Raw genomic sequence first — 24,060 nt, 5'->3', positions numbered from 1 at the left:
GGGCTGCCGTCCCGTGACCGTCCCATACAGCGCACACGCACCGTTACCCGCCTCCAGGACGCGTGCGTGCGAATGTGCGTGGCGGCACATCCGCCATGGGCGCGCGGCAAGCCGCGCCCTCCGCGCGCCGGTATGGCTTGCCGCAAGGCCGCGTTACAGGGCGTTGCGGCCGCTTCTCTTTTGCACGCGCGCCCCTTAGGCTCTCCGCGTCACGACCACCGGCCCTTCATGCGAGACGCGTGCCGTCACCATCTCCCGCGCCCCGACTGCATCCCCGCTGCACGCGTGGACGAGTGCGCGCCGGACGGGCGCACCGAGCCGCCGGCGCAGCGCGCCGGTGACCCGCCACAGCGGCCACTGCAGCACGCGTTGCGCGGCGCCCTGGGTGCCCTGCTGTGCGCCACCGAGGTGCTGGAGATCACGCCCAGCGACAGTCCGCAGGCCCGCGACGCACGCGAGGTCGTGCGCCGCCAGGCGCTGCGTCTCGCGGAGCTGGTCGAGGCGCTCGGCGATCCTCGCGCGAGCGACACCGCATCGGCGCTCGGACGGGCGCTGCTGGTGCTCCCCGCAGATCGTGCGGACGGCGCGCGCGCCGCGGAATCGTCGGACCCGATGCCGATCGTGGCGGGTCCCGCCGCGGTACCGCGCAAGCACTGACGCCTGAGCAACGCACGCTTACCGGCGTCCGCGCGCTGTTACGGCCCTGCCCGGCATTGGCGTTCGACAATGCAGGCCGAACCGAGGGAGGACACGACATGGCCCACACCTTGATCGTCGAGGACGACGCGGACTCCGCGCGCATGATGGCCACGCTGGTCGCCGGACAGGGCTGTTCGGCAGCGACGGCGCCCTCGTTGCGCGATGCCCGGCGCCAGATGGCCATGCAGCAGCCCGACCTGGTGCTGCTCGATCTGCACCTTCCCGACGGCAGCGGCCTGAGCCTCTTCGACGAGCACGACCTGCTGGGGCAATCCGAAGTCGTGCTCATGACGGGGCACGCGAGCCTGGAAACCTCCATCGAGGCCCTGCGCCGCGGCGCGATCGACTACCTTGTGAAGCCCGTCAGCGCGTTGCAGCTGCAGGATGTGCTGGCGCGCGTCATGCGGCCGCAGCGCACGGCCGGCTCGCTGCGAAGCGCCGCGCCGCACGGCGTCGCGGACGGCGACGGCTTCGGCCAGCTGGTCGGTCGCAGCGAAGCCATGCAGCTGGTGTACGCGCAGATCGCCCGCGTTGCCGGCACCGCCATCACGGTGTTTCTCACCGGCGAGACCGGGACCGGCAAGGAACTCGCCGCGCGCACGGTGCACGACATGAGCAGGCGCTGCACCAAGCCCTTCCTCGCGGTGAACTGCGGCGCGATTTCGCCGCATCTCATCGAGAGCGAGATCTTCGGACACGAGAAGGGCAGCTTCACCGGCGCCGACCGGCAGCACCAGGGCTTCTTCGAGCGCGCGCACGGCGGCACGCTGTTCCTGGACGAAATCACGGAAATGCCCCTGGCGCTGCAGGTGAAGCTGCTGCGCGTGCTGGAGACGGGCACGTTCATGCGCGTGGGGTCCACCGTCGCCCAGGAGACCGACGTGCGCGTGGTCGCCGCCTCGAACCGCGACCCCTGCGAGGCCGTGAGCGCCGGCGCGCTGCGCGAAGACCTGCTGTATCGGCTCAATGTCTTCCCCATTCACCTGCCGCCGCTGCGCGAGCGGCTGGGAGACGTTCCGCTGCTCGCGCGCCACTTCCTGCAGCAGCTCGCGCAGCGCGAGGGTTTGCTCAGGCGTCTCACCCCAGCGGCACTCGCACGCCTGGCGCAGCAGCGCTGGCCGGGCAACGTGCGCGAACTGCGCAACGTACTGCAGCGCGCGTGGGTGATGGCCGACGGCGACGACATCACCGAGCAGTGGCTGTCCGCGCCCCGGCCCCCACAGCCCACGCCGGGACCCGCCTGCCTGCCGCCGGGCGGCGTCGGCATCGCGCTGGGAACACCGCTGTCGGCGGTCGAGCGTCAGGTGATCCTCGCCACCCTGGAACACTTCGGCCACCAGAAGGAGCGGACCGCTGCGGCCTTGGGAGTGAGTCTCAAGACCTTGTACAACCGGCTGAAGGAGTACGGCATCTGAGGGCAGGGGTGGCGCGCGCTCCGTCGGGCCGGGTTGCTGTCGTACGTCGGGTGCGGTTGCCGCTTCGGCGCCCGAATCGCGTGGTGCGGGATCGCGTCGGCCCGGGTTCGCGTTCCTCGCGCTCTCGCGTTCCACTGCCTGTTCGTGCCGCAAGACTTACGGGCAGTCGCAGCCGTCGGCGTCGCAGCCCTCGCCAGCCGTCGCCCGCTTTGCCAGCCGCCAACGATTCGCTCGCCGCGGCCACGGCCAGGCACCGGTCCAGGCACACGCATTGCCCTGTTCGCTGGGTCCCGCAACCACGCACGAAAGGAAGCACCATGCCTGACCAAACTGCGACGAACCCGAGCGAGAAGGCCACCGCCGCGAAGCGCAGCCCACGCGGTTTTGCTGCCATGGATCCGCAGCGCCAGCGCGAGATCGCCAGCCTCGGGGGACGCGCGGCACACCAGAGCGGTCACGCGCACGAGTTCACGAGCGAGGAGGCGCGCGCCGCGGGTCGCAAGCGCCACCAGCGCGCCCCGTCGCGCTGACTCCCGGCATCGGGTGCGCAGGGGCGGCGACACGCGCCGCGCCTGTCTTAGCGAACCTGCTCAGCCACCACGAGCAGGACGAGCATGCGTCTGCCATGCGGCCGAAGGGCTGCCGCGCCGCATGCGCCCTGCCCGACCGCAGCGCTGCCTCGTGACCGCCCGATCGGCGGCCGGCTGCATGCGGCTCCTGTAGCCCGCCTCCGACAGGTGGCACGGCAGCCGTCCCACAAGACCAGCCGACACGAATAGCAACACTCGGGAACGAACTTTCCGGGCGGGCAGGAATGGCTGAGACGAACAAGGGCATGGCAAGGACCTCCACACGTACGCTGTGGAAGGGCGCCATCACGTTCGGTCTCGTCCACATTCCGATCGGGCTGTACTCCGCCACGGCCGAGAGCGGTGTCGATTTCGACTGGCTCGACCGGCGCACCATGGACCGCGTCGGCTACAAGCGCGTGAACAAGAAGACCGGAGAGGAGATAGCCAAGGAGGACATCGTCAAGGGCGTGAAGTGGCAGGACGACCAGTACGTCGTGCTCTCGCCCGAAGAGATCGAGCAGGCCTATCCCCGCACCACGCAGACCATCGAAATCGAGTCTTTCGTGGACGCCGACGAGGTGCCCTTCGTCTACCTGGAGCGCCCCTACTACGTGGGCCCCGTGAACCGCGGCGACAAAGTCTATGCACTGCTGCGTGAGGCACTGAAGCGCACCAACAAGGTCGGCATCGCACGGGTGGTGATCCAGACCAAGCAGCACCTGGCCGTGATCATTCCCTGCGGTCCCGCCCTGGTGCTCAACCTGCTGCGCTGGGGCGGCGAGATCCGCAGCTGGGAAGATCTGAAGCTTCCGCCGGCCGATGCGAAGGCAGCCGGCGTGCGGGACGCCGAGCTCGCGATGGCCTGCCAGCTCATCGACGGAATGACGTCCCACTGGAACGCCGACGAGTTCCGCAATTCGTTCGCGGACGAAGTCATGAAGCTCGTCGAGAGCAAGGCCCTTGCCGGCCAGTTGGAGCAGGTCGGCGAAGCGCAGGCCCCGGCCGCGCCGCCCGCCGGAGCCGAGGTGATCGATCTCACCGAATTGCTGCGCCGCAGCCTGCCGGGCCGGCGCGATGCCGCGGCCGATGCGCAGGCCGCGCCGAAACCGGCCGGCCGCAAGGCCGCTGCCAGACAGCCGGCGCAGGACACGGCCGAGAAAGCCGTGGCCGCCGGCAAGGCCGGCAAGGCGGACAAGACCGGCAAGGCAAGCCAGCAGGGGAAGTCCGGAAAGGAGGGCGGCGGCGGCCGCGCCGAGGAACCCGGGGCAGCATCGACAGGCAAGGGGCCACGCACCCGACGCGCCGCCTGAGGCGCACGCGAGCTCGCTGCCACCATGTCCCCGCTCACCTACTACGCGTTGTGGCTGCTGGGCGGCCTGCTGGTGGTGGCCATCGTCAGTGCCAGCCTCACCTGGCTGATGCGCCGCCGCGAACAGGCGCTGGTGCTGGCCCAGGCGCTTTCGCGCCACGCGGTGTGGGTCGCCGCCCAACGCAGCAAGGTCGCTCTCGAGCTGCAGCGTGACGAGGCCGACGCGGCCCTGCAGCAGGCGGCGGCGGTGCAGTCCCGCTGGTTTCCCGCGCTCGCCGGCGAGTTCCGCGCGCTGCTGGAGATCGATCGCCGGCTCGACACCTTTCTTGCCGCGCAGCACGCGCTGCGCATGACCGATGCGGAAGCCTGGCTGGAGTCGGATCACGACGAGCACTTTCTCGCCCTCTGGCGCGAGTACCTGGTGGCGCTGGATCGGCTGACCGAGCGGCTTGCGCGCCTGACGGGCGAGGCCGCACCGTCGGTGGAGCACGGCAGCAGCGCCTGAAGGCCCGGCGGCGCGCTCGCGCGCGCAGGCACGCCGGCCCGTGCTCGCAGCGGCCGCAGCAGCAGGCCCGCGACCATAATGGCCGCAGCCATCCCGTACGTGAGTTCCTCCACCCCCCTCCCCCCGCCCGAGCTTGCCGCCGCACGCGCGACGGCCACCACCATCGCGCTGCTGTCACTGGCGGCGTTCTTCAGCGGAGCGGCCATTCGCCTGTGCGACGGGCTGATCCCCCGGCTCGGCGCCGATTTCGGCATCACGCCCGGCCGGGCCGGCGCCGTGGTCATCACCTTTTCCGTCGTGTACGGAGTCATGCAACTGGTCTTCGGGCCGGTCGGCGACCGCTGGGGCAAGGCACGGGTGGTGTGCATCGCCGTGTTCGCCAGCGGCATCACGGCCTGGGCCAGCGCGCTGGCGCCGGATTTCGACAGCCTGCTGTGGCTGCGCGGCGCCTGGGGCGCGGCTGCCGCGGGCGTGATCCCGCTGACCATCGCCTGGATCGGCGACCACGTACCGCTCGAGCAGCGCCAGAGCGTGCTCGCGCGCCTGCTGCTGTGGATCCTGACCGGCATGATGGCCGGCCAGCTCGGCGGCGGGCTGTTCGCCGACCTCGAGGTCGGCTGGCGCGGCGCCTTCCTGCTGGCGGGCGCCTGCTACCTGCTGGTCGCCGCGCTGCTGTTCGCCAAGCTGCGCTCCGGCTTCAGCCCGCCGACGCCCGGGCCCGCGCCGGCGCTGCTGGCGCAGCTCGGCTCGGTACTGGCCCGGCGCTGGTCCTGGTGGGTGCTCGCAGCCGCGCTGGCAGAGGGCGTGTTCCTGCTGGGAACGCTGACCTACCTGCCCACCTATCTGCACCTGCGTTTTGCCTTGACGCTTTCGACGGCGTCGGCGCTGGTGGCGCTGTATGCGGCCGGCGGCGTGTTGTACGCCCTGATGGCGCCGATGCTGGTGCGCCGGCTGGGCCAGACAAGGATGGTGCGGCTCGGCGGCATGTTCATGGGCCTGGGGTTTCTCGCCTGGCTGCTCTCGCCCACCCCGTGGAGCGCCGGCCCGGTGGCCTTGCTGGTCGGGTTCGGCACCTACCTTTTCCACAACACCTTGCAAACGCACGCGACGCAGATGGCCCCCGCCGTGCGCGGGAGTGCGGTCTCGCTGTTCGCGTTCTGCCTGTTCTTCGGCCAGGCCATCGGCACGGCGCTGGCCGGGCTGGCGACCGACTACGTCGGCAGCGGCCTGCCACTCGCCGCCGCGGCGCTGGCGCTGCCGGCAGCCGCGTGGAGCTTCGCGCGGGCCCTGGGCCGCAAGCCGGCGGAGTAAGCAGGGGCGGCGACGCCCCGCGCACGGCGTCGCAGCAGGACGAAGGCCTGCATGGACTTGCGCCGGCCGCGTCGTGGGGAACGCACGGTGGCGCGCTGCAGCCGCGGCAGCTCTGGCCACGGCTGCAGCGTCAGCCGCTTACTGCGGCTCGATGCCCGCGGCCTTGATGGCCTTGGCCCACTTCTCGGTTTCCTTGCGGCTGCGCTCGGCCAGCTGGGCCGGCGTGCCCGGATCGACGGCGAAGCCGATGTTGGCGAACTTCTCCTGGATGTCCTTGCTGTTGGCGGCCGCGTTGATCGCCTGGTTCAGCTTGGCGATGGCCTCGGGGGGCGTGCCGGCCGGGGCGAACATGGCGAAGTAGGCGATCAGCTCGTAGTCCTTCATGCCCAGCGCCTCGTTGACCGTGGGCAGCTCGGGAATGGCGGGCGAGCGCTTGGCGGAGGTCACGGCCAGTCCGCGCACCTTGCCGCCCTTGACCTGCGGCAGCATCACGGCGAAGTCGGCGGTGAACATGTTCACCTGGCCGCCGATCAGGTCGGTCATGGCCGCCGGCCCGCTCTTGTAGGGCACGTTCACCATCTCGATGCCGGCCATGTTGGCCAGCATCTCGGTGGACACCAGTTGCGAAGTGCTCGCGCTGGCGAAGGTCACGCCCTTCGGTTTCGACTTCGCCAGGTCCACCAGCTCCTTGAGGTTCTTGGCCGGCACGTCGTTGTTCACGGCGACGATCAGCGGCACCGAGCCCATGTAGCCGAGCGGCGCGAAGGCGGTGTCCTGGTCGTAGGGCAGCTTCTTCATCAAGCTCTTGAGCGCCGCGTTGGTGCTGTTGGTGCCGATCAGGATGGTGTAGCCGTCCGGTGCGGCCTTGGCCACCGCGTCGGCGCCGAGCATGCCGTTCACGCCGGCGCGGTTCTCGATGACGATCGGCTGGCCCAGCACCTCGGACATCTTCTGCGCGAAGGCCCGGCCGATCTGGTCGGTGGCGCTGCCGGCCGCGAAGGGCACGATCGCCTTGATGGGCTTGCTGGGATAGGCGGCTTGCTGGGCCAAGGCGAGCGAGCTGGCGAGCGGGCTGAGGCACAGGGCTGCGGCGGCGAGGGCCAGCCGGCGGGACACGGGGCGCATGGAAGTCTCCAGGGTTGTTCGAACCCCGGAGTCTACGGCTGCCGCAGCCCGTCGCGCCGTGGCGCCGCAGCGCGGCAGCCTTCAGGAGGACCGCTCGCGACCGGCCCGGGCGATCTCCCGCAGCGCATCGACGATGCGCGCGGGCCGCGGCGCCTCGCCGCCGTTTTGCGCGTGCGGCCAGCCCTCGCGCTGCCGCGTGCGGTCGCCGTCCAGCTCCTCGGTCTGGTCGTGGAACAGCACCTGGTGCGTCGGGAACGGCAGGTCGATACCGGCGCGCCGCAACGCGCCCGAGACGGATTCGAGCACGGCGTCCTGCGAGTGCAGCTTGTCCCATTGGCGCGGCGGCCGCACCCACCAGCGCAGGCGCACGTTCACGCTGCTGCCGGCCAGATCCAGCACCAGCGTCTCGGGCGGGGGCGACTCGAGCACCTCGGGCAGCCCGCGCAGCGCCTCGAGCATCACGCGCTTGGCCTGGGCGATGTCGTCGCCGTAGCCGATGGTCACGTCGTACTCCAGCCGCCGGCTCTGGTTGGCGGTGTTGACGATCACCGAGTTGGTGAAGAGGTTGGAGTTCGGAATGACCACGCGCCGGCCGTCGTAGGTGGTCATGAAGGTCGCACGCATCTGGATCTCGTCGACCGTGCCCTCGAAGTCGTTGATCACGATCTGGTCGCCGATCTTGAACGGCTCCGACAGCAGCAGCAGGATGCCGGCCAGGAAGTTCTGCAGGATGTCGCGAAAGGCGAACCCGATGGCCACGCTCGACAGACCCAGCAGGCTGATCAGCTGACCCGGCGTAAAGCCTGGAATGGCGATCACGAGGGCGATCAGCAGGCCCAGGAACATGATGAGGCCGTACCCCAGGCGGCCCAGCACCAGCCCGAGGTTGTGCCTGCGCTTGTGGCGCATGGCGAGCGCACGCAGCGCCGCACGCACGCCGCGGGCTACCAGGTAGAAGACCACGAACACCACCACCGCGAGCGCCATGTAGGGCAGCCGCGCGACGAAGCCGTCGAGCATCTGCTGGACGGCGCCGGTGGCTTCGGTGAGGTCGAATTCCATGGAACAGGAGGTGGTCGGCGACTATAGGCACGGAGCGCCCGTACGCCGGGCTCGTGCATTCAAGGCGTAACAACGCGGCGAGGTGGCGCTCGACCGGCCCGGCGTCATGTCGAACCCTGCCGGATGAGCCGGTGCGCACCGTCAGCGGGCCGCAGCAGGGTTGCTTCGCACCACGTCCGGGACGTGGCGCGCCGCAGGTCGGTGAGACCAAGAAAAAGGGGCGCCGTGCGCCCCCTTGTCGTATGCCGAGCGCCGACCAGCCGGCCGGGCGGCGCGATTCGTCAGCCGATCGCGACCGGCACGAACAGCTTGCGGCCCTCGCGCTCCAGCAGCAGCGCCACGGACTTGCCTTCGGCCTTGCCCACCGCTTCGCGCACCTGCTCGACGCCCTTGGCGGCGACGCCGTTCACGGCCAGCAGCACGTCGCCCTTGCGCACGCCGGCCTTGGCCGCCGCGCCGGTGACTTCCTGCACCACCAGGCCCCGCTCGCCGCTCGCCAGGCCGATGCCGAGCCGGCCCTGCTGCGGGGCATCCGCCGCCTGCTGCTCGCCTTCAGGATCGCCTGCCTTGCCCAGCGTGGCGGTGAGCACCTGCGGCTTGCCGTCGCGCCAGACTTCCAGGGCCACCTTCTCTCCAGGGGCCGAGGCGCCGATGGCGGCCGGCAGGTCGCCCGAACCGAGGATGGGCTTGGCATCGACCTTGCGCACCACGTCGCCCACCTGCAGGCCGGCTTTCTCGGCCGCGCTGCCCGACTCGACGTTGGCGACCAGCGCACCGGTCGGGCGATCGAGCTTGAAGGAGTCGGCCAAGGCCTGGTTGACCTCCTGCACCGACACCCCCAGCTTGGCGTGCTCGACCTTTCCGGTCGCCACGATCTGGTCCTTGATGCGCAGCGCCACGTCGATCGGGATCGCGAAGGACAGGCCCTGGTAGCCGCCCGAGCGGCTGTAGATCTGCGAGTTGATGCCCACCACCTCGCCGGCGCCGTTGAACAGCGGACCACCGGAGTTGCCGGGGTTCACTGCGACGTCGGTCTGGATGAAGGGCACCGCGCTGTCGCTGGGCAGCGAGCGGCCCTTGGCGCTCACCACACCGGCCGTGACGGTGTTCTCCAGGCCGAACGGGGAGCCGATGGCCAGCACCCATTCGCCCACGCGCAGGGTGTCGGCCTTGCCGAGCTGCACCACGGGCAGGTTGCTCGCTTCGATCTTCAGCACGGCGACGTCGGTGCGGGCGTCGGCGCCGAGCACCTTGGCCTTGAACTCGCGCCGGTCGGTGAGCTTCACGGTCACCTCGCTGGCGCCGTCCACCACGTGGGCATTGGTCAGCACCAGGCCATCGCCGCTGACGACGAAGCCCGAGCCCGCACCGCGCACCGGCGACTCACCACCCGGCGCGCCGTGGCCCGGCATGCCGCGGCGGAACTGCTCGAAGGGATCGGCTCCGCCGGGGCCCATGGCCGTCTTGCGGGTGCCCGAGACGGTGATGTTCACCACCGCGGGGCCGTGTTTCTCGCTGATCGCTGCGAAGTCGGGCGCGGCCATGGGCGCGCGCGCAACCACGGCGGCAACGGCCGGCGGGGCGGCGGCCTCGGCACGGTTGTTCAGGACCTGCACCGCGGCGCCACCGGCCGTGCCGGCGGCCGCGAGGGCCAGGACGAGGGTGGCGGGACGGAAACGGGAGGAAGTGGACACTGCGTCGGCTCCTTGGGTTGAATTGATTCGACCCGCCGATGGTGTCGATGAGACCTTAGGCCTGGCTTAAGCGCCCCTCGGGCCGCGGGAAATCGACGCGCGCCGCCAGGCCGCCGAGCCGCTGCGAGCGATCCAGCCGCACCTGCGCCCCGTGGCGCTGCGCGACGGCGCGCACGATGGCCAGGCCGAGGCCGCTGCCGGACACGTCGCCGCGCGCGGCGCTGGAACGGTAGAAGCGGTCGAACACGCGTTCGCGCTCGCCCTCCTCGATGCCCGGCCCGCTGTCCTCCACCACCAGGGCCGCCCGGCCGTCGTCCACGAACACGCTCACGTCGATCTGCCCGGGCGCCGGCGTGTACTTGAGCGCGTTCTCCAGCAGGTTGCGCAGCAGCGCCGCGAGCGCTTCGGCGTCTCCCCGCACCTCGGCCGGCTCGCCGCGCGCCAGCCCCAGGTCGATGCCCCGCGCGCGGGCCTGCGGCAGCGCCTGCGCGATGGCGTCGCCCGCGAGCGCCAGCAGCTGCACCGCCCCCGCCCCCTGCGGCGCACCGCCACCCTCCTCCCGGGCCAGCAGCAGCAGCTGTTCGGCCAGGGCGATCGCACGCTCCACGCCGGCGTTCAACTGCGCCACGGAGCGCTCGCGCTCGGCCTCGGGCTGCGGCCGCCGCAGCGACTGGGCCTGCAGCCGGATCGCCGCGAGCGGCGAGCGCAGCTCATGCGCCGCATCGGCCACGAAATGCTGCTGCGCCTCGAACGCGAGCCGCACCCGCGCGAACAGCAGGTTGAGCTCCTGCACCAGCGGCAGCACCTCCAGCGGCAGGCCCTGCTCGGGCAGTGCCGACAGGTCGTCGGCCGGGCGCCGCGCCACCTGCGCGCGCACCCGCTCGACCGGCCGCAGCGACTGGTTGATGAGCCAGCCGACCGCCAGCATCAGCAACGGTGCGAGCGCGGCCACCGGCAGCGCCGCGGCAATTGCGAGGCCACGCGCGCGCTCGCGGCGTGCGTGCAGGTCCTGCGCGATCTGGATGGTGTGGCTCGCGGTTTGTACCGAGTAGACGCGGTAGGGCACGCCCTGCACCCGCATCTCGGAGAAGCCCAGCACGGGCGTCGCGGGCAGCGTGAGGCGGGCCGACCCGAATACCCGCGCGCCGTCGGGCCCGAGAATCTGCACCTGCACATCGACGCTGCCGGAGCCGCCCTCCGGGCCCATCCAGGCGCCGGCCTGCACCATGCGCGCCACCGACTGCAGCTGCGCGTCGAAGAGGGCGTCGGCCTGGCGCAGCGCCGCGCGCCAGGCGACCGCCGCCTGCAGCAGCGACGCGAGCGCGATGGCCGCGAGCACCACCACCAGCAGGCGCCGGCGCAGCGAGTGCGCGGGCCGCCGCGCGGCGTCGCCGGGACTCATTCCCGGGGCACCACGTAGCCCAGCCCGCGCACGGTCTGGATCAGGTCGCTGCCCAGCTTGCGCCGCAGCCCGTGCACGTAGACCTCCACCGCATTGCTGCTGATGTCTTCCTTCCAGCCGTAGAGCTTGTCTTCGAGCTGCGTGCGCGAATAGATGACGCCGGGCCGCGCGAGCAGCGGCTCGAGCACGGCCCACTCGCGCGCCGACAGCGCCACCGGCTTCCCATCGACCGTGGCCTCGCGGGTAGCAGGGTTGAGGGTGACGTTGCGGTGGCGGAAGACCGGCTCGCCCTGGCCGAGGCTGCGGCGGATCAGGGCCCGCACGCGTGCCAGCAGTTCGTCGGTGTCGTAGGGCTTGACCACGTAGTCGTCGGCACCGGCGTCCAGCCCGGCGATGCGGTCGGACACCGCGTCGCGGGCGGTCGCCACCAGCACCGGCACCGCCGAGCCGGAGGCCCGCAGGCCGCGCAGCACCTCCAGGCCGTCGCGCCGGGGCAGGCCGAGGTCGAGCAGCACCAGGTCGTAGGTCTCGCTGCGCAGCGCGCGGGCGGCGGCCTCGCCGTCGCGCACCCAATCGGCCGCGTAGTGCTCGGCGCGCAGGGCGCCGAGCACCGCCTCGCCGATCATGGCGTCGTCTTCGACCAGCAGGATGCGCATGGGCCGACAGCTTAGCGCGCCATGCCGCCCCGATCAGGCGAGTGCCGCGCGCATCACCTCGACCAGCTCCTGCGCCGCCGGCGACAGCGAGCGGCCGCGCTTGGTGACCAGCGCGATGTCGCGCGAGACGCGGGGCGCGGCCAGCGGGCGCACGGCCAGCGACGCGTCGCCGGCATGGCGGGCGTAGGCCGAAGGCATGATCGACACGCCCAGCCCGCACGCCGTCATCCAGAGTGCGGTGGACAGGAAGGACACCTCGTTGACCACGTCGAGCGCGACACCGGCCGCGCCGGCGGCGCCGTCGATCAGCGGGCGGATGCCGTAGCCGGGCCGCACGGTGATCACCGGCTGGCCGGCAAGCTGTGCCCAGCGCACGGTGCGGCCCTTCGCAAGGGGGTGGTCGGCGGGGCAGACGAGGGCGAGGTGGTCGCGCAGCAGCGTGCGCGAATCGACGTCGGCGGCCGCGCGCTCGGGCGTGCCGACACCGAAATCGACGTGCTCGCCGACCACCCGCGAGACGAACTGGTCGGGCGCGCAGTCGTCGAGGACCACGCGCACCTGCGGGTGCAGCGTGGCGAAGCGCCGCAGGACCGGCGGCAGCAGGATCTCCGCCAGCGTGGGCGTGACCGCCAGGCTCACCCGGCCGCGCCGCAGCTCCTTGAGCTCGCGCAATCCCGCCCCCAGCGAATCGACGTCGCGCAGGATGCGCGCGGCGACCGCGACCGCTTCGCGCGCGGCCTGCGTGGGCTGCAGAGAGCGCGTGCTGCGGTCGAACAGGCGCACGCCCAGGCCGCCCTCCATCTGCCGGATCAGCACGCTCACGGCCGACTGCGTCACGGCCATCTGCTCGGCCGCGGCGCTGAGTTTGCCGAGCTGGTAGACCGCGTGGAAGGCGCGCAACTGCCGCAGGGTGGGTGTGAAGCCGCTCGAATTCATGAAGTCACATCATAGATTCTTCGGAATATTTCGATTTACGAAAGTCGGTTGCCGCCGTCCAATGGCCTTGCGCACCGCTTCCCCATGCGCATCACCGCACGAACACAACAGGAGACATGCCATGCAACGATTCACCCGCGCCCTGGCCGCCCTCGTCGCCACCGGCGCCTTCCTGGGCCTAGCCCAGGCCCAGGCACCGGCGCCCGCCGCCGCAGCCTCGCCCGCCGCCGGCTGGCCGACCAAGCCGATCCGCATCGTCGTCACCTTCCCGCCCGGCGGCAGCGCCGACGCGGTGGTCCGCATGCTGGTGCCGCGCCTGAACGACAAGCTGGGTCAGCAGGTGATCGTGGACAACCGCCCGGGCGCCGGCGGCAACGTCGGCCTGTCGCTGGTGGCCAAGGCGCCGGCCGACGGCTATACGCTGGGCGTCGGAGCGGCCGGCGCGCTCTCGGCCAACAGCAGCCTGTACGAGCAGATGCCTTTCGATCCGCTCAAGGATTTCGCCCCCGTGAGCATGCTGGCGGCCATTCCGTTCGTGATCATCGGCAACCCCAGCGTGCCGGCCAAGACGCAGTCCGAGCTGATCGCGCTGGCCAGGAAGGAGCCGGGCAAGCTGTCGATCGCGCACGGCGGCAACGGCACGGCCATGCACCTCACGGCGGCTCTCTTCTCGCAGATGGCCGACGTGAAGCTGGTCGAGGTGCCGTACAAGGGCTCGGGCCCGGCCGCGCTGGACGTGCTGGGCAACCAGGTGCCGCTGGCGGTGGTGGACCTGCCCTCGGCGCTGCAGCACATCAAGGCCGGCAAGTTGACCGCTTTCGCCGTGACCAGCCCCAAGCGCCTGCCGCAGCTGCCCGAGGTGCCCAGCGTCGCCGAGGCCGGCCTCCCCGGCTACGACTCGACGGGCTGGTTCGGCGTGGTCGCTCCGGCCGGCACGCCGCCGGCCATCGTGGCCCGCCTCAACAAGGAGATCACCGACGCGCTGAACGACGAGCAGATCAGGACCAGCCTGCGCAACCTCGGTGTCGAGGCCGCGCCCACCAGCGCCAAGGAGTTCGAGGACTACATCCGGTCGGAGACCGCCAAGTGGTCGCAGGTGATCCGCAAGGCGAACATCAAGCTCAACTGACAGCGCAGGAACTCCTTCATCGTGACCGCTGCCAATTTCCAGACCGACGTGCTCGTGGTGGGCGCCGGCCCCGTGGGGCTGACCCTGGCGATGGACCTGGCTTCGCGCGGGGTGCGGGTGACCGTGGCCGAGACGCGCCGCTTCGCCGAGCCGCCCAACGTCAAGTGCAACCACGTCTCGGCGCGCAGCATGGAGGTGTTCCGCCGCCTCGGCGTGGCGGGGGCGCTGCGCGAGGCGGGACTGCCGGCCGACTACCCGCACGACGTGGCGTTTCGCACCAGCGTCTGCGGCACCGAGCTCACCCGCATCCCCATTCCCAGCCGGCGCGACCGCGCCACCGCCACCGGCGGGCCCGACACCTGGTGGCCGACGCCCGAGCCGCCGCACCGCATCAACCAGCTGTTCCTCGAGCCCATCCTGCTGCGACATGCGGCGCAGCAGCCGCAGGTCCGCATCTGCAACCGCACCGAGGTGACCGGCTTCACGCAGGACGACGCGGGCGTGACCGCAACGCTGCGCGACCTGGAGACCGGCACCGAGCGCAGCCTGCGCAGCCGCTTCCTGGCGGGCTGCGACGGCGGCAGCTCGGGCGTGCGCAAGCGCATCGGCACCAGGCTCGAAGGCACGCCCGTCATCCAGCGGGTGCAGTCCACCTACATCCGCGCGCCCGGGCTGCGCGCGATGATCCCCGGCACGCCCGCCTGGGGTTTCTATGCCGTGAACCCGCGCCGCTGCGGCACGGTGTTCGCCATCGACGGCCATGAAACCTGGCTGGTGCACAACCACCTGAACGCCGAAGAGACCGAGTTCGACTCGGTCGATCGCGACTGGGCGATCCGCCAGATCATGGGCGTCGGCGACGACTTCGACTACGAGGTGCTCAGCCGCGAGGACTGGGTCGGCCGCCGCCTGGTGGCCGAGCGCTTCCGCGACCGCAAGGTCTTCATCGCGGGAGACGCCGCCCACCTCTGGGTGCCCTATGCCGGCTACGGCATGAATGCCGGCATCGCCGACGCGGTGAACCTCTCGTGGCTGCTCGCCGCACGGCTGCAGGGCTGGGGCGACGAGGCCATCCTCGACGCCTACGAGGCCGAGCGCCAGCCGATCACGCAGCAGGTCTCGAACTTCGCCATGGACCACGCGCAGAAGATGATCAAGGCGCGCCGCGCCGTGCCGCAGGACATCGAGGCGCCCGGCGAAGCGGGCGAGCAGCTGCGCGCCGAGATCGGCCGCGAGGCCTACGCGCTGAACGTGCAGCAGTTCTGCTGCGGCGGCCTGAACTTCGGCTATTACTACGAGGGCTCGCCCATCCTCGTGCCCGACGGCGAAGCGCCGCCGCCCTACACCATGGGCGACTTCACCGAATCGACCGTGCCGGGCTGCCGCGTGCCGCACTTCTGGCTGCCCGACCGCCGCTCGCTGTTCGATGCCTTCGGCCCCGGCTACACCCTGCTGCGCTTCGACCGCAGCCTCGACATCGCACCCCTGCAGCGCGCCGCCGAGGCCCGGCGCATGCCCTTGGAAGTCCTGGACGTCGAAGGGGTGCCGGTGCCGGCGGCCTACCGCCACCGCCTGGTGCTGGCGCGTGCCGACCAGCATGTGGCCTGGCGGGGCGACAGCCTGCCGGCGGACACCGTCGCGCTGGTGGAGCGGCTGCGCGGTGCACACCGCGAGCCGCTGGCGCCCGCCGCGTGAACGCCCCAGCATCCGGGCGCTTCAGGGAATTCCCGGGGTAGGCGCGGCCCCGACGCGGGGAGGACACTGAAGTAAATGTCCATTTACTTCATCCCGTGAGCCAGACTTCCGAAGCACCCGGCGCCGCCGCCGACGAGGCCGTCCTCCCCGGAGCACACGCCGGCCGCGACACTCCTGAGGAGCAGCCGTCCACGCGTGACCGGATCCTGCGCGTGGCCACCGCCGAGTTCGCGCGCCACGGCGCCACCGGTACCCGGGTCGAGCGCATCGCAGCCCAGGCGCAGGTGAACGTGCGCATGATCTACCACTACTTCGGCAGCAAGGACGACCTGTTCCTGGCCGTGCTGGAGTCGGCCTACCAGGCCATCCGCGACGCCGAGCGCGCCCTGGCGCTCGAGCGCACCAGCCCCGAGGAGGGCATGCGGCGCCTGATCCGCTTTTCCTGGGACTACTACTTCGCCCACCCCGAGTTCACCGCCCTGCTGAACAGCGAGAACCTGCAGCAGGGCCGCCACGTGGCGCGCTCGCAGACGCTGGCGGCGGTGCATTCGCCGCTGCTGGAGCGGCTCACCGAGCTGCTGGCGCGCGGCGCGCGCGAAGGCGTGTTCCGCGCCGGCGTCGATCCGATGCAGATCTACGTGTCGATCTCCGCGCTGGGCTATTTCTACGTCTCCAACCGCTACACGCTCTCGGCCATGTTCCAGCGCGACTTGATGTCGCCGCAGTGCCTGGAGGAGCGCGTGGCCCACATCACCGAGCTGGTCCTGGGCTACCTGCTCCAGCCGGCCACCCCCATCGCCTCCCACGCACCTCGCAAGAAGAACCCATGACCGATTCGCCTGCCGCCACGCGCGCCCTCCCCGCCCGCTTCGACGACGTCGAGCACCTGGAAGACTTCATGACCACGCCGTCGCCGGCGCTCGAGCGCGAGCTCGCGGCGCTGGAGGGCGACCTGATGGTGATGGGCGTGGGCGGCAAGATGGGCCCGACCCTCGCCCGCATGGCCCGGCGCGCCGCGCCAGGCAAGCGCATCCTGGGCGTCGCGCGTTTCAGCGAGCCCGGCCTGCGCGAGCGGCTCGAAAGCTGGGGCGTGGAGTGCCTGCCCTGCGACCTGCTGGACACCGCCGCCCTGCGCCGCTTGCCGCAAGCGCCCAACCTGGTGTTCATGGCGGGCCACAAGTTCGGCTCGGCGGGCAACCCCTCGCTCACCTGGGCCATGAACGCCGGCGTGCCCTATGCCGTGGCCGACACCTTCCGCAGCGCCCGCACGGTGGCCTTCTCCACCGCCTGCGTGTATCCCTTCGTCGATGTCACCGGCCCGGGCGCGTCCGAAGAAGTCCCCACCGAACCGCCGCCCGGCCTCTACGCCGCCACCTGCGTGGGCCGCGAGCAGATGTTCCTGCACGGCTCCCACCGCCACGGAACGCCCGGGCGCCTGGTGCGCCTGTCCTATGCCATCGACATGCGCTACGGCGTGCTGTTCGACGTCGCCACCGCCGTGCTGCACGAGCGGCCTGTCGATGTGAGCATGGGCTGGGTCAACGTCATCTGGCAGGGCGACGCGAACGAGCAGGCGCTGCGCCTGCTCGGACACTGCACCACGCCTGCGAGCGCACTGAACGTGACCGGGCCCGAGAAGACCTCGGTGCGCTGGCTGGCCGAGGAGTTCGGCCGGCGGCTGGACAAGAAGCCGCGCATCGTCGGCCAGGAGGCGCCCACCGCCTGGCTGATCGACACCGCGCAGGCGCAGCGCCTCTTCGGCGCACCCAGCGTGCCCATGGCGGCCATGCTCGACTGGGTCGCGCACTGGGTCGCCGACGGCAAGCCCTCGCTGGGCAAGGACACGCACTTCGGCACGCGCGATGGCAAGTACTGAAGCGTCCGCCTCCGCCGCAACCGCCGGCGGCGCCTGGCCCGCCGGGCTGCGGCTGCAGCCCCTGGACGAACGGCAGCTCGAAGGCGCGATGGCGCTGGTCGCGCAGTCCGGCTGGAACCAGGTGGCGGCCGACTGGCGGCTGTTCCAGGCCCACGGCGAGGCAGTGGCACTGGTGGACGCCGCCGGCGCGGTGGTGGCCACCGCCGCGACCTTGCCGTTCCAGGGCTTCGGCTGGATCAGCATGGTGCTGGTGGACCAGCGGCGCCGCCGCCAGGGCATCGCGACCGCCTTGCTGCAGGACTGCATCGCACGCCTGCGTGCCGCGCAGCTGGTGCCCGCGCTGGACGCCACGCCCGCCGGACGCACGGTGTACGGCCCGCTCGGCTTTCGCGACGGCTGGTCCATCACGCGCTGGCGCCACATGGGCAGCGTGCAGGCGCCGCAGCCGGGCGCCGTCGCCGTGCGTGCGCTGCGCGAGGACGACTGGCCGGCGCTGTGCGCGCTCGACCGCGCCGCCTTCGGCGGCGAGCGCGGCGCGCTGCTGCGCAGCCTCTGGTCGCGCTCGCGCGGCTTCGCCTGCGCGGCCGAACGCGAGGGCCGGCTCGCCGGCTTCCTGCTGGGGCGCGATGGCCGGCAGGCGACCCAGGTCGGCCCGGTGGTGGTGGCACCGCAGGCCGGCGCCGACACCGACGACGCCACCGCCCGGGGGCTGCTCGCGTACGCCTTCGCCCACATCGACGGCCCCGTGCTGCTGGACGTGCTCGACGCCCACGCCGGGCTGCGCCCGGTGCTCGAAGGCGCGGGCTTCGCGCTCGAGCGCGGCTACACGCGCATGGCCCTCGGCCAGGCGCCCGACTTCGGCGACGCGACCCGCATGGTCGCCATCGCCGGCCCCGAACTCGCCTGACGCAGGCATCCCTTTCTTTCCCCAGGAACCCCCATGCACCGCGACGACATTCCCCAGGACGTGATGGCGCTGCTGCAGCGCGGCACCGTGATACCCGCGCACCCGCTCGCGCTCGATGCCGGCCGACGGCTCGACCCGCGGCGCCAGCGCGCACTCACCCGCTACTACCTCGACGCCGGCGTCGGCGGCATGGCCGTGGGCGTGCACACCACGCAGTTCGCCATCCGCGAGGCGGGACTGTACGAGCCCGTGCTGCGCCTGGCCGCCGAACAGGCGCGCGAATGGGTGCCGCGGCCCGTCGTGATGATCGCCGGCGCCTGCGGCCCCACCGCCCAGGCGCGCCGCGAAGCGTCGATCGCGCGTGCGCTGGGCTACCACGCGGTGCTGCTGTCGCTGGGCGCGATGGCGCACGCCGGCGAGGACGAGCTCATCGCACACTGCCGCGCCGTGGCGCAGGAGATGCCGCTCGTCGGCTTCTACCTGCAGACGGCCGTCGGCGGTCCGGTGCTGCCACCCACGTTCTGGCGCCGCTTCGCCGAGATCGAGAACGTGGTGGCGATCAAGATCGCGCCCTTCCACCGCTACCGCACCCTGGACGTGCTGCGGGGCGTGGCGCTCGCGCGCGCCGAGGACCGCATCACGCTCTACACGGGCAACGACGACCACATCGTGCTGGACCTGCTCGCGCCCTTCGCGCTGCGCCGCGGCTCCGAAGAGGTCACGCTGCGCATCCGCGGTGGCCTGCTGGGGCACTGGAGCGTGTGGACCCAGAAGGCCGTGCAGTACTTCGCGCGCGTGCAGGCCGAGGCCGCCAAGGACAGTGCCAGTGCGGCGATGCTGGCCCTGGACAGCCAGGTCACCGACGCCAACAGCGCCTTCTTCGACGTCGCCAACGACTTCGCCGGCTGCATCGCCGGCTGCCACGAGGTGCTGCGCCGCCAGGGGCTGCTCGAAGGCACCTGGTGCCTCGATCCGCACGAGGGCCTGTCGCCGGGGCAGGCCGACGAGATCGACCGGGTGTACCGCGACTATCCGCACCTGAACGACGACGGCTTCGTGCGCGAGCACCTGGCCCGGTGGCTGGCATGAGCGACTGGCGCATCCTCTACGGCGACATCCACAACCACAACGCCCACGGCTACGGCGTGGGCTCGATCGAGCGCTCGCTCGACATCGCGCGCACGCACCTCGACTTCTTCGCCTTCACCGGCCACTCGAGCTGGCACGACATGCCGGCCATGGAAGGCCAGCGCGAGCGCCACTGGATCGACGGCTTCAAGCGCCTGAAGGACACCTGGCCGCGCGTGCAGAACGTCATCGCCGACGGCAACCGCGACGGCGACTTCTGCGCCTTCCTCGGATTCGAGTGGCATTCCTCGCGCTGGGGCGACCAGTGCGTGGTGTTCCCCGGCGACCACCGGCCGCTGTTCTACACCGCCGACCCCACTGAGCTGCGCGGCTTCTGCCGCGCCGAGCGCGCGCTGATGATCCCGCACCACCTGGCCTATCCGAGCGGCAGCCGCGGCGTGAACTGGGAGTGCTTCTGCGAGGAATGCACGCCGGTGGTGGAGATCTACTCCGAGCACGGCAACGGCGAGGACGACCGCGGCCCGCTCGGGTACTTCACGCATTCGATGGGCGGACGCCAGACCTCCAACACCGCGGCCGCGGGCCTCAAGGCCGGCCTGCGCTTCGGCTTCGTCGGCTCCTCCGACGACCATGCCGGCTTTCCCGGCGCCTACGGCGAAGGACTGATGGCTGCCCTGGTGCGCGACTTCACGCGCGAGGGCATCTTCGAGGCCATCCGCGCGCGCCGCACCTACGCCCTCACCGGCGACCGCATCGAGCTCGACTTCCAGGTCGAGGGAGCGCCGATGGGCGCGACCATCGACTGCGGCCGCGAAGCCGAGGTGGGCTTCACCGTGCACGGCCGCGACGAGCTGGACGTGGTCGAGGTGATCCAGGACGGGCGCATCGTGCACCGCGCCCATGCCGACGACGGGGTCGATGCCGACCAGGCTTTCGGCGCGCCGCTGCAGGTGCGGCTGGAGTGGGGCTGGGGCCCCTGGGGCGCACTGGCGCTCGACCGCGTGTGCGACTGGTCGATGCGCGTCGGCGTCGAGGGCGGGCGCCTGCTGCGCTTTTTTCCCTGCCTGCAGTCGATGCCGTACGACGAAGTGCGGCGCCATCGCTTCGCGCGCGACGGCGAGCGCGGCCTCGCGATCCGTTCGTACACCGCGCGCCAGAACGCCTACCGCGAGAACCCCAACCAGAGCGTCGTGCTGGAGCTCGAAGGCGGGGCCGACACGCTGCTGCACCTGGCCCTCGACGAGCCGGTGGTGCAGCAATCGACGACCTCGCTGGGGGCGCTGCACGAGGGCTCGCGCAACCTCTTCACCGGCGGCTTCCCGCGCGAGGGCTACCAGTGGCACCGGCTGCTGCCGCGCGCCGCGTCCTCCCTGCGGGGCAGCTGCCGCATCGCGGTGCCCGAAGGCCGCTCGCACGTGTACCTGCGCGCGCGCCAGAAGAACGGCCACATCGCCTGGGCCAGCCCCGTGTTCCTCAACTACCGCTAGAGCGCACCGCCATGAAGATCGCATCCGTCGAGGTCATTCCCGTGCGCCTCCCCATCGAAGGCATGCTGACCCTGCCGCGCGGCGCCTCGCGCACGCCCGAGGAAGGCAAGCGCATCGCGCTGGTCAAGGTCACCGACAGCGACGGCCACGTGGGCTGGGGCGAAGCCGGGCCCTCGCGCCGGTGGTCGGCCGAGACGCTGGAGTCGTGCGTGAGCTCGCTGCGCGCCTACCTGGCGCCGGCGGTGATCGGACACGACCTCTTCGACATCGCGGGGCTGCACGCCCGCATGAACCGCGAGCTGGCCGTCGGGCTCGACCCGGGCCAGCCCATCGCCAAGTGCGCCATCGACCTGGCCGTGCACGACCTGATCGGCAAGCGCCTGGGCATCAACCTGCAAAGCTGGCTGGGCGCCAAGCGCTGCGACCGCGTGCCGCTCGCGCGCCTGGTCTCGGCGGCCACGCCCGAGGAAGCCGCGCAGATCACCGAGCGCGCCTGGAACGAGGGTTACCGCGGCTTCAAGGTGAAGGTCGGGCACCGCAAGGAGCTCGATGCGCAGATCGTGCGCGCGGTGGTCGGGGCCGCGCGCGGCGGCTATGTGTGGGCCGACGCCAACCAGGGCTACACGCTGGACGAGGCCCTGCGCATGGCACGTGCCCTCGACGCGCTGGGCGTCACGCTGTTCGAGCAGCCGGTGCCCATGAGCGATCCCTACGCGATGAAGAAGCTGCTGTCGGCCAGCGGCCTGACCATCGCGCTGGACGAGGCGGCCATGGGGCTGCCCTACCTGATCGAGATGATCCGCCGCGAGGCGGTGGAGGGCATCGCGATCAAGGTCTCCAAGGTCGGCGGCATCCACTACGCGCGCCAGATGTGCGACCTGGCGCTCAACGCCGGCCTGACGCTGATCGGCTCGGGGCTGATGGACGCGCCGATCGGCTTCGCCGCGTCGGTGCACCTGTTCGCCGCCTACGGCATCACGCTCCCGGTGGACCTGAACGGCCCGCAGTTCATCACCGAGGACTACCTCGCCGAGCCGCTGCCCGTGCGCGACCAGGTGGCCTTCGTGCCGCAGGGCCCGGGCCTGGGCGTGGTCATCGACGAGGAGCGCCTGCGGCGCTTCGCCCTGCCCCTGTCCCTCTGAACGACACCCTGAAGGAGATCCCGCCATGCGCACGCTGCTCGCCGCCCTGCTGATCGCCCTCGCGCCTTTCGGGGCCGGTGCGCAAGCGACCTTTCCCGAACGCCCGGTGAAGCTGGTGGTGGCGTTCCCGCCGGGGGGCTCGACCGACCTCACGGCACGCCTGCTGGCGTCGAAGCTGTCCGAACGCTGGGGCTAGCCGGTGGTCGTGGAGAACAAGCCCGGTGCGGGCGCCAACCTCGGCACGGCCTACGCAGCCAAGGCGCCCGCGGACGGCCACACCCTGCTGCTGGCGACCACGGCCCTGTCGATCAGCCCCAGCGTGTTCGCGCAGCTCGGCTACGACGCGCAGCGGGACCTGGCGCCGGTCACCATGGTCTCGACCATTCCCAACGTGCTGGTGGTGCACCCCGACGTGCCGGCGCGCACCATGCAGGAGTTCGTCGCGCACGTGAAGGCGCAGCCGGGCAAGCTCAATTTCGCGGCGCCTGGCGCGTCCAGCGGCCAGCGCATGACCTTCGAGCAGATCAAGCAGGCCACCGGCACCGACATCGTGATGGTCCCCTATGCCGGCGGGGCCCCGGCGCTGCAGGCCGTGCTGGCCGGGCAGGTGCAGGCCATGATCGTCAACGTGGTCGAGGCCACCACCCACGTGCGCGCCGGCAAGCTGCGCGCGCTGGCCGTGACCACCGCCCAGCGCGCGCCCATGCTGGCGGAGGTGCCCACGCTGGCCGAGACCGTCGCGCCGGGCATGGACACCTTCGTGTGGCAGGCCGTCTTCGCGCCGGCCGGCACGCCGGCGCCGGTGGTCGAGAAGGTCGCCACCGACGTGGCGCAGGCGCTGGCCCAGCCCGAGGTGAAGGACAAGCTCGCCGGCATGGGCATGCACATCGTGCCCGGCAGCCCGCAGCAGCTCGGCGCCTTCCTCAAGGAGGACATCGAGACCTGGCGCCGCGTCAGCCGCGCCGCAAACATCCAGCCCCAGTAGGGCCGACAGCGATCACGCGCAACCCACCCGCAACCGACCCGCAACCCCAGGAGACCGCCATGCCCAAGACCCTGCTGATCGCCGCCTGTGCCGCCGCCCTGGCCTGGAGCGCGCCCGCCGCCCAGGCACAGGCCGCGTACCCGGACCGCCCCATCAAGCTGCTGGTGGGTTTTCCACCGGGCGGCTCCACCGACCTGGCGGGCCGCATCCTGGCCAACCGGCTTTCGCAATCGATGGGGCAGACGGTGCTGGTGGAGAACAAGGCCGGCGCCAGCGGCAACATCGCGGCCGAGTCGGTGGCCCGTGCCGCGCCCGACGGCTACACGCTGCTGATGGCGGCCACCTCCTTCGCCGCGGCGCCGGCCTTCTTCGACAAGCTGAACTGGGACCCGGTGAAGGATTTCAGCCCCGTATCGCTGGTAGCCACCGTGCCCATCATGGCCGTGACCACCCCCAGCCTGGGCGTGAAGAACCTCAAGGACCTGGTGGCGCACTCGAAGGCGAACCCGGGCAAGCTCAACCTGGCCTCGCCCGGGCCGACCACGCTCACCCGCCTCTCGGGCGAGCAGTTCGAGCAGGCCGCCGGGCTCGACTGGACCACGGTGCACTACAAGGGCGGCGCCCCGGCCATGCAGGACCTGCTGGCCGGCCGCGCGCACGTGATGTTCGCCAACATTTCCGACGTGATCGCGCAGGTGAAGGCCGGCAAGCTCGACGCGGTGGCGGTGGCCACGCCCACGCGCACGGCCATCGCGCCGGAGGTGCCGACCATCGCCGAATCGGGCTATCCGGGTTTCTCGTTCTCCACCTGGCAGGCGGTGGTCGGCCCCGCCGGCATGCCGCCCGAGGTGGTGAACAAGCTCAATGCCGAGATCCGCAAGGCCATGGCCCTGCCCGAGGTGAAGGAGCAGTTCCTGAAGCTGGGCACCGACGCCGCCACCGGCTCGCCCCAGGAGTTGCAATCGCTGCTGGTCGATGAGGTGGCCAAGATCAGGAAGGTGGCCAAGGCCGTGGGCGCCACCAGCAACTGAGCACGGGCGCGGGCGCGGCGCCGACGCCGCCGC

23 protein-coding genes are annotated in these 24,060 nt (G+C 71.6%); 17 read left to right on the top strand and 6 right to left on the bottom strand.

What is annotated here, in order from left to right; genetic code table 11:
• The first annotated feature begins 285 nt into the window (after nucleotides 1–285).
• The 6 genes from WG922_RS11920 (at nucleotide 286) to WG922_RS11895 (ending at nucleotide 5,811) form a co-directional block, all read left to right on the top strand.
• The gene (locus WG922_RS11920; protein WP_340282844.1) at nucleotides 286–657 is read left to right on the top strand and encodes a hypothetical protein; all 372 of its coding nucleotides are present in this window, start codon (nucleotides 286–288) and stop codon (nucleotides 655–657) included.
• 98 nt (nucleotides 658–755) lie between these two features.
• Nucleotides 756–2,114 (top strand): sigma-54-dependent transcriptional regulator, encoded by a 1,359-nt coding sequence (locus WG922_RS11915; RefSeq protein WP_340282843.1) that lies wholly within the window; start codon nucleotides 756–758, stop codon nucleotides 2,112–2,114.
• 317 nt (nucleotides 2,115–2,431) lie between these two features.
• The gene (locus WG922_RS11910; protein ID WP_340282842.1) at nucleotides 2,432–2,644 is read left to right on the top strand and encodes a KGG domain-containing protein; all 213 of its coding nucleotides are present in this window, start codon (nucleotides 2,432–2,434) and stop codon (nucleotides 2,642–2,644) included.
• Nucleotides 2,645–2,949: 305 nt separating this feature from the next.
• The gene (gene ku, locus WG922_RS11905; RefSeq protein WP_340282841.1) at nucleotides 2,950–3,996 is read left to right on the top strand and encodes a non-homologous end joining protein Ku; all 1,047 of its coding nucleotides are present in this window, start codon (nucleotides 2,950–2,952) and stop codon (nucleotides 3,994–3,996) included.
• Nucleotides 3,997–4,020: 24 nt separating this feature from the next.
• Nucleotides 4,021–4,500 (top strand): hypothetical protein, encoded by a 480-nt coding sequence (locus WG922_RS11900; protein ID WP_340282840.1) that lies wholly within the window; start codon nucleotides 4,021–4,023, stop codon nucleotides 4,498–4,500.
• A gap of 99 nt (nucleotides 4,501–4,599) precedes the next feature.
• Nucleotides 4,600–5,811 carry an MFS transporter gene (locus tag WG922_RS11895; RefSeq protein WP_340282839.1) on the top strand — a complete coding sequence of 404 codons (1,212 nt, stop codon included), beginning with the start codon at nucleotides 4,600–4,602 and terminating at the stop codon, nucleotides 5,809–5,811.
• A 138-nt stretch (nucleotides 5,812–5,949) separates the two neighbouring features.
• On the opposite strand, the gene WG922_RS11890 is transcribed toward WG922_RS11895, so the two are convergent.
• The 6 genes from WG922_RS11890 to WG922_RS11865 all read right to left on the bottom strand — a co-directional run bounded on the left by WG922_RS11890 (nucleotide 5,950) and on the right by WG922_RS11865 (nucleotide 12,686).
• Entirely contained in the window at nucleotides 5,950–6,936 is a 987-nt protein-coding gene (locus tag WG922_RS11890; protein WP_340282838.1) for a Bug family tripartite tricarboxylate transporter substrate binding protein, read from the bottom strand.
• 81 nt (nucleotides 6,937–7,017) lie between these two features.
• Complete coding sequence (locus WG922_RS11885) at nucleotides 7,018–7,998, bottom strand: mechanosensitive ion channel family protein (RefSeq protein ID WP_340282837.1); 981 nt, start codon at nucleotides 7,996–7,998, stop codon at nucleotides 7,018–7,020.
• A 281-nt stretch (nucleotides 7,999–8,279) separates the two neighbouring features.
• Nucleotides 8,280–9,692: a Do family serine endopeptidase gene (locus WG922_RS11880; protein ID WP_340282836.1), complete on the bottom strand. Its 1,413-nt coding sequence runs from the start codon at nucleotides 9,690–9,692 to the stop codon at nucleotides 8,280–8,282.
• Nucleotides 9,693–9,747: 55 nt separating this feature from the next.
• Complete coding sequence (locus WG922_RS11875) at nucleotides 9,748–11,094, bottom strand: sensor histidine kinase (RefSeq protein ID WP_340282835.1); 1,347 nt, start codon at nucleotides 11,092–11,094, stop codon at nucleotides 9,748–9,750.
• Entirely contained in the window at nucleotides 11,091–11,750 is a 660-nt protein-coding gene (locus tag WG922_RS11870; protein WP_340282834.1) for a response regulator, read from the bottom strand. The genes WG922_RS11875 and WG922_RS11870 overlap by 4 nt, the downstream gene beginning before the upstream one ends.
• A gap of 33 nt (nucleotides 11,751–11,783) precedes the next feature.
• Nucleotides 11,784–12,686: a LysR family transcriptional regulator gene (locus WG922_RS11865; RefSeq protein WP_340282833.1), complete on the bottom strand. Its 903-nt coding sequence runs from the start codon at nucleotides 12,684–12,686 to the stop codon at nucleotides 11,784–11,786.
• Nucleotides 12,687–12,807: 121 nt separating this feature from the next.
• Here WG922_RS11865 and WG922_RS11860 point away from each other — a divergent pair, with 121 nt between their 5' ends.
• The 11 genes from WG922_RS11860 (at nucleotide 12,808) to WG922_RS11810 (ending at nucleotide 24,027) form a co-directional block, all read left to right on the top strand.
• Complete coding sequence (locus WG922_RS11860) at nucleotides 12,808–13,815, top strand: Bug family tripartite tricarboxylate transporter substrate binding protein (protein ID WP_340282832.1); 1,008 nt, start codon at nucleotides 12,808–12,810, stop codon at nucleotides 13,813–13,815.
• A gap of 90 nt (nucleotides 13,816–13,905) precedes the next feature.
• Complete coding sequence (locus WG922_RS11855) at nucleotides 13,906–15,510, top strand: FAD-dependent oxidoreductase (RefSeq protein ID WP_445322825.1); 1,605 nt, start codon at nucleotides 13,906–13,908, stop codon at nucleotides 15,508–15,510.
• A 95-nt stretch (nucleotides 15,511–15,605) separates the two neighbouring features.
• Entirely contained in the window at nucleotides 15,606–16,340 is a 735-nt protein-coding gene (locus WG922_RS11850) for a TetR/AcrR family transcriptional regulator (protein ID WP_340282830.1), read from the top strand.
• Complete coding sequence (locus WG922_RS11845) at nucleotides 16,337–17,386, top strand: NAD-dependent epimerase/dehydratase family protein (RefSeq protein WP_340282829.1); 1,050 nt, start codon at nucleotides 16,337–16,339, stop codon at nucleotides 17,384–17,386. The genes WG922_RS11850 and WG922_RS11845 overlap by 4 nt, the downstream gene beginning before the upstream one ends.
• Entirely contained in the window at nucleotides 17,373–18,293 is a 921-nt protein-coding gene (locus tag WG922_RS11840; protein ID WP_340282828.1) for a GNAT family N-acetyltransferase, read from the top strand. Before WG922_RS11845 ends, WG922_RS11840 begins: the two co-directional genes overlap by 14 nt.
• Nucleotides 18,294–18,326: 33 nt before the next feature.
• The gene (locus tag WG922_RS11835; protein WP_340282827.1) at nucleotides 18,327–19,382 is read left to right on the top strand and encodes a dihydrodipicolinate synthase family protein; all 1,056 of its coding nucleotides are present in this window, start codon (nucleotides 18,327–18,329) and stop codon (nucleotides 19,380–19,382) included.
• Nucleotides 19,379–20,869, top strand: coding sequence for a hypothetical protein (locus WG922_RS11830; protein WP_340282826.1), 1,491 nt, complete (start codon nucleotides 19,379–19,381; stop codon nucleotides 20,867–20,869). Before WG922_RS11835 ends, WG922_RS11830 begins: the two co-directional genes overlap by 4 nt.
• 11 nt (nucleotides 20,870–20,880) lie before the next feature.
• The gene (locus tag WG922_RS11825) at nucleotides 20,881–22,011 is read left to right on the top strand and encodes a mandelate racemase/muconate lactonizing enzyme family protein (RefSeq protein WP_340282825.1); all 1,131 of its coding nucleotides are present in this window, start codon (nucleotides 20,881–20,883) and stop codon (nucleotides 22,009–22,011) included.
• Between the two features lie 25 nt (nucleotides 22,012–22,036).
• Complete coding sequence (locus WG922_RS11820; RefSeq protein WP_340282824.1) at nucleotides 22,037–22,207, top strand: hypothetical protein; 171 nt, start codon at nucleotides 22,037–22,039, stop codon at nucleotides 22,205–22,207.
• A gap of 9 nt (nucleotides 22,208–22,216) precedes the next feature.
• Nucleotides 22,217–22,996: a tripartite tricarboxylate transporter substrate-binding protein gene (locus WG922_RS11815; protein WP_340282823.1), complete on the top strand. Its 780-nt coding sequence runs from the start codon at nucleotides 22,217–22,219 to the stop codon at nucleotides 22,994–22,996.
• Between the two features lie 59 nt (nucleotides 22,997–23,055).
• The gene (locus WG922_RS11810) at nucleotides 23,056–24,027 is read left to right on the top strand and encodes a tripartite tricarboxylate transporter substrate binding protein (RefSeq protein ID WP_340282822.1); all 972 of its coding nucleotides are present in this window, start codon (nucleotides 23,056–23,058) and stop codon (nucleotides 24,025–24,027) included.
• Nucleotides 24,028–24,060: the final 33 nt, after the last annotated feature.

Origin of the sequence: Ramlibacter sp. AN1015 (assembly GCF_037726105.1) — a bacterium.
Lineage (GTDB): Bacteria > Pseudomonadota > Gammaproteobacteria > Burkholderiales > Burkholderiaceae_C > Ramlibacter.
Note: the sequence above shows the minus strand (reverse complement) of the source record. Positions and strands in the feature narration are given on the sequence as shown.

Excerpts from the sequence above, each read along its gene's own strand:
- ku (WP_340282841.1), top strand. The coding sequence starts at position 2,950 with ATGGCAAGGACCTCCACACGTACGCTGTGGAAGGGCGCCATCACGTTC.
- WG922_RS11825 (WP_340282825.1), top strand. The coding sequence starts at position 20,881 with ATGAAGATCGCATCCGTCGAGGTCATTCCCGTGCGCCTCCCCATCGAA.
- WG922_RS11890 (WP_340282838.1), bottom strand. The coding sequence starts at position 6,936 with ATGCGCCCCGTGTCCCGCCGGCTGGCCCTCGCCGCCGCAGCCCTGTGC.
- WG922_RS11845 (WP_340282829.1), top strand. The coding sequence starts at position 16,337 with ATGACCGATTCGCCTGCCGCCACGCGCGCCCTCCCCGCCCGCTTCGAC.
- WG922_RS11910 (WP_340282842.1), top strand. The coding sequence starts at position 2,432 with ATGCCTGACCAAACTGCGACGAACCCGAGCGAGAAGGCCACCGCCGCG.
- WG922_RS11870 (WP_340282834.1), bottom strand. The coding sequence starts at position 11,750 with ATGCGCATCCTGCTGGTCGAAGACGACGCCATGATCGGCGAGGCGGTG.
- WG922_RS11900 (WP_340282840.1), top strand. The coding sequence starts at position 4,021 with ATGTCCCCGCTCACCTACTACGCGTTGTGGCTGCTGGGCGGCCTGCTG.
- WG922_RS11915 (WP_340282843.1), top strand. The coding sequence starts at position 756 with ATGGCCCACACCTTGATCGTCGAGGACGACGCGGACTCCGCGCGCATG.
- WG922_RS11885 (WP_340282837.1), bottom strand. The coding sequence starts at position 7,998 with ATGGAATTCGACCTCACCGAAGCCACCGGCGCCGTCCAGCAGATGCTC.
- WG922_RS11875 (WP_340282835.1), bottom strand. The coding sequence starts at position 11,094 with ATGAGTCCCGGCGACGCCGCGCGGCGGCCCGCGCACTCGCTGCGCCGG.
- WG922_RS11835 (WP_340282827.1), top strand. The coding sequence starts at position 18,327 with ATGCACCGCGACGACATTCCCCAGGACGTGATGGCGCTGCTGCAGCGC.
- WG922_RS11830 (WP_340282826.1), top strand. The coding sequence starts at position 19,379 with ATGAGCGACTGGCGCATCCTCTACGGCGACATCCACAACCACAACGCC.
- WG922_RS11855 (WP_445322825.1), top strand. The coding sequence starts at position 13,906 with ATGGACCTGGCTTCGCGCGGGGTGCGGGTGACCGTGGCCGAGACGCGC.
- WG922_RS11840 (WP_340282828.1), top strand. The coding sequence starts at position 17,373 with ATGGCAAGTACTGAAGCGTCCGCCTCCGCCGCAACCGCCGGCGGCGCC.
- WG922_RS11820 (WP_340282824.1), top strand. The coding sequence starts at position 22,037 with ATGCGCACGCTGCTCGCCGCCCTGCTGATCGCCCTCGCGCCTTTCGGG.
- WG922_RS11865 (WP_340282833.1), bottom strand. The coding sequence starts at position 12,686 with ATGAATTCGAGCGGCTTCACACCCACCCTGCGGCAGTTGCGCGCCTTC.
- WG922_RS11860 (WP_340282832.1), top strand. The coding sequence starts at position 12,808 with ATGCAACGATTCACCCGCGCCCTGGCCGCCCTCGTCGCCACCGGCGCC.
- WG922_RS11810 (WP_340282822.1), top strand. The coding sequence starts at position 23,056 with ATGCCCAAGACCCTGCTGATCGCCGCCTGTGCCGCCGCCCTGGCCTGG.